The sequence below is a fragment of the Mesorhizobium sp. M2C.T.Ca.TU.002.02.1.1 genome, from assembly GCF_003997225.1.
Genome location: NZ_RZTO01000583.1, coordinates 1 through 4,001, shown reverse-complemented (window position 1 = coordinate 4,001; position 4,001 = coordinate 1). Strand labels below are relative to the sequence as shown.

General features: G+C 67.8%; 4 protein-coding genes. 3 read left to right on the top strand and 1 reads right to left on the bottom strand.

The features are described 5' to 3' along the window. Window positions 1-78: 78 nt before the first annotated feature. The 3 genes from EOD07_RS25405 to EOD07_RS25395 are packed head-to-tail and all read left to right on the top strand — an operon-like array spanning window position 79 to window position 3,299. Window positions 79-852: an ATP-binding cassette domain-containing protein gene (locus EOD07_RS25405; RefSeq protein WP_127237373.1), complete on the top strand. Its 774-nt coding sequence runs from the start codon at window positions 79-81 to the stop codon at window positions 850-852. Further along, window positions 849-1,808, top strand: a complete 960-nt coding sequence (locus EOD07_RS25400) for a cyclase family protein (protein ID WP_127237372.1) — start codon at window positions 849-851, stop codon at window positions 1,806-1,808. Before EOD07_RS25405 ends, EOD07_RS25400 begins: the two co-directional genes overlap by 4 nt. A gap of 15 nt (window positions 1,809-1,823) precedes the next feature. Further along, on the top strand, window positions 1,824-3,299 hold the full coding sequence (locus EOD07_RS25395; protein WP_127237371.1) for an amidase family protein: 1,476 nt from the start codon (window positions 1,824-1,826) through the stop codon (window positions 3,297-3,299). Window positions 3,300-3,331: 32 nt separating this feature from the next. Here EOD07_RS25395 and EOD07_RS25390 read toward each other — a convergent pair. Further along, window positions 3,332-4,001 (bottom strand): ROK family protein (locus EOD07_RS25390; RefSeq protein WP_164772512.1); only part of this gene is annotated, 670 nt, incomplete at its 5' end.

Genomic DNA, 4,001 nt, shown 5'->3' with positions numbered 1-4,001 from the left:
GTTCCTGTTTGCCGGTACGCTGCTCGTCATCGCCGTGGCGCTAGGCGGGATCGGCCGCCGCTTCGGGAGGGGGTAGCGATGGCCCGCGACCCACTGCTTTCGCTCCGCCGCATCTGCCGCAGCTTCGGCGGCATCCAGGCGCTCGACAATGTCTCGCTGGAGATCGGCAAGGGCGACATCATCGGCCTGGTCGGCGACAATGGCGCCGGCAAGTCGACGCTGATCAAGATCCTCGCCGGCGCGCATGAGCCGACCTCCGGCGAGGTGATGCTCGAAGGTCAGCCGCGAAAGCTGTCGCCGCCGGCCGAGGCGCAGCGCCTCGGCATCGAGACGGTCTATCAGGACCTGTCGCTGATCGGCGCCTTCACCGCCGCCGAGAATTTCTTCCTCGGGCGAGAGATCGCGCTTGGACGCGGTCCGGCCTTGTTGCGCTGGATGCGACGCGGCGCGATGGGCGACACAGCCCTGCGTGGGCTGGAAACGCTCAACATCGACATTCCGGGCATCCGCAACAAGCCGGTCGACCGCATGTCAGGCGGCCAGCGCCAACTGGTGGCGATCGCGCGCGGCGCCTTCTGGGGCCACAAGCTCCTGCTGCTCGATGAGCCGACGGCGGCGCTCGGCGTGCGCGAGTCGCGCGAGGTGCTCGATCTCATCCGGCGGCTTGCCGCCAAGGGGCTGACCATTATCATGGTCACGCACAATCTCGACCACCTCTGGCAGGTCTGCAACCGCGTGGTGGTGATGCGCCGCGGCCGCAAGGTGGCGGATCTTTCGAGTGCCGACACCAACATGGAAGAGGTCGTCGCCTATATCACCGGCGCGCGCGCCGCGTCGGAGGCCGCGGCATGAGCACGACCGACGCAATCACGCTCAAGCGACTGCTGGCCGACGCGCCCAATCGCTGGGGCCGCTGGGGCGCGGAGGACGAGATCGGCGCGCTCAACTATCTCACCGCCGAGGAGGTGATGCGCGGGATGGCGAGCGCGCGCCAGGGCCGCACCTTCACGCTCGGCGTGCCGATCGCCACGCATGACGGCGACGCGGTGTTTCCCGGACGCTGGCCGGCAAAGCACTTCATGGTCGCCGACAAGGCCGGCTTCGAGAACGGCCACTGGCACCCCCTGCCCGGCGGGCTCGAATTCGCCGACGACTACGTCACCGGCTTCGCCCAGGCCGGCACGCATTGCGACGGGCTCGGCCATATGTGGTTCGACGACACGCTGTGGAACGGCTTCCCGGCATCGAGCACCAATGGCGGCATGACCAAGGCAGGCATTATGCCCATCGCCGAACGCGGCATCGCCGGGCGCGGCATTCTGCTCGACATCGCGCGTTTCCGCGGCAAATCCGTGCTCGACCGGGCCGAGACTTTTTCCCACCATGACCTGATGGAATGCGCGCGGGCGCAAGGCGTCGAGATATTGCCGCGCAGCATCCTTCTGATCCGCACCGGCTGGGTCGGCGCGCTGGCGGCCGGCCTGCAGCGCGTCGCCGAGGATTATTGGGAGCCTGGCCTCACCTTCAGCCCCGATCTCGCGCGCTGGTTCGACGAGATGCAGATCCCGTGCTTCGTCACCGACACGCTGGCCAACGAGACGACTTACGAGCCCGGCACCGGACTGATGCTGGTGCTGCACGCGGCGTTGATGCGCAATCTCGGCATCGTCTTCACCGAGATGGCGGCGCTGGACGCGCTTGCCGCCGACTGCGCCGCCGACCGCCATTACGAAGGTTTCTACTGCGCCGCGCCGATCAAGGTGAGCAAGGGCACGGGTGGTGCGGCAAATCCGGTTTTCATCAAATAGACGGAATGGACTTCAATGACTTCTGCGGACAACGAACTCTGCTTCCTGCCGGCCACGGAACTTGCCGAGCGCATCCGGCGTCGCGACATCTCGCCGGTCGAGGTCACCGAAGCCTATTTGCGCCGCATCGAAGCGCGGAACCCGCTCGTCAACGCCTATACGCTGGTGCTTGGCGATGAGGCGATGGATGCCGCCCGTGCCGCCGAAAAGGCGGTGATGGCCGGCATTCCGCTCGGACCCTTGCACGGCGTGCCGGTCGGCATCAAGGACCTCGACGATGTCGCCGGCGTGCCGACGTCCATGGCCTCGCTGGCGGTGAAGAACCGCGTGCCGCGGACGAGCGCGGCCGCTATCGAGCGGCTGCTGGACGCCGGCGCCATTGTGCTTGGCAAGACCAACACGCCGGAGTTCGGCCACAAGGGCATCACCGACAACCTGCGCTTCGGACCGACCTCGACGCCGTTTGCCATCGGCTATAATTCCGGCGGTTCTTCGGGCGGAAGCGCGGCGGCGGTGGCCGACGGCATGGCGGCGCTGGCGCAGGGCACCGACGGCGGCGGCTCAGTGCGTATCCCGGCCTCCTTCAGCGGCTGCGTCGGCTTCAAGCCGTCCTTCGGCCGCATCCCTTCGGTGACGCGGCCCGACGGTTTTCTGTGGGCGCATCCGCTGGTCCATATCGGGCCGCTGGCACGCACGGTGGCCGACGCCGCGCTGATGGCCAAGGTGATGGCCGGACCGCATAGCCGCGACCCGCTCAGCCTGCCCGACGACGGCACCGATTATGTCGGCGCCGTGCAGGCGCCGCCGCGCAAGTTGCGCGTCGCCTACAGCCCGCGTCTCGGCAATTTCCCGGTCGACAGCCAGGTCGAGCGCATCGTGGCCGAGGCCGTCGATACGATGCGGGGGCACGGCATCGAGGTCGACGAGGTCGAGCTGGACTTCAAGGCCGACCACAAGGACCTGGCGGCGCTCTGGGTGCGCACCATCGCGATCCATTACGCGGCGATCGCGGTGCACTGGAAAAGGGACGGCATCGATCTGATGGGCGAGCACGCAAATGCGCTCACCCCGCAATTCCTCGGCATGCTCAAGGACGCCTACAAGGTGTCGGCCGTCGACCACGCGCTCGACGACCTGCTGCGCACCGGCGTGCTCGACGGGCTGGAGGATGTGTTCGCCACTCACGACCTGATCGTCGCGCCGACACTCGCCATCCCGCCAGTGAAGAACGCAACCGACGGCAACACGATCGGCCCGACCTCGATCAATCGCGAGGCGGTCGACCCGCTGATCGGCTGGTGCATGACCTATCCGATCAACTACACCGGACATCCGGCGATCTCGGTGCCTGCGGGATTCACGCCGCTGGGCCTGCCGGTCGGGCTGCAAATCATCGGCAAGCGCCATGCGGACGAAAGCGTGCTTGCGATGGCCGCGCGGTTCGAGCGCATACAGCCTTGGTTCGGGCGTTATCCGGGGTTGGCGGGATAGTCGCCGACTTCCCCTTTGTGGGGAGGAGAGAGCTAAATCGGCAGCTGCAGCAGTTCCGAAATCACCAGCCCCGCGGCACCCAGCAGCGCCGCGCCATCGCCCGCGTCGCCGGCGATGAATTCGATCGTGCTGCCGGGCCGCGGCGGCACCATGGCGCGGACATGTCTGGCGATGGCGTCGAGCAGGCGCGCGCCGCCCAGCACGACGTCGCCATGCAGGATGAAGATGTTGGGGGCCACCGTCTGCTGCAGATTTGCGATGCCAACGGCGACGTTGCATGCGTAGCGATCGAGCAGTTTCTCGGCTCCGGCCACTTGCCTTGCCGCCATGTCGGCGAGGCGGCCGGAATCGATCAGCGCAGGCTCGGGCAGGCCCGCGGCGGCGGCCTCGCGCCTGAGCCAGCTCAGCGTGGCGATGGTGTCCCAGCACCCGCGGCGACCACAGCGGCAGAGCTCGCCGTCGAGCTGCACGAAGGTGTGGCCGAGCTCGCCGCCGGCGCCCGCCGTGCCACGATAGAGATGGCCGTCGAAATAGAAGGCGCCGCCCAGCACTTCGCCGGTGTAGACGACCGCGAACTGCTTGACGCCGCGCCCGGCGCCGAACCAGCGGTCGCCAACCAGCAGCGCGCGCGGATGGTGGTCGAGTTTGACCGGCAGGCCGAAGCGCCGGCCCAGGTCGTCGGCCAATGGATAGCGATCGAGC

Bases quoted from the DNA above. Each gene is read 5' to 3' on its own strand.
- EOD07_RS25400 (WP_127237372.1), top strand. From the start codon at position 849: ATGAGCACGACCGACGCAATCACGCTCAAGCGACTGCTGGCCGACGCG.
- EOD07_RS25395 (WP_127237371.1), top strand. From the start codon at position 1,824: ATGACTTCTGCGGACAACGAACTCTGCTTCCTGCCGGCCACGGAACTT.
- EOD07_RS25405 (WP_127237373.1), top strand. From the start codon at position 79: ATGGCCCGCGACCCACTGCTTTCGCTCCGCCGCATCTGCCGCAGCTTC.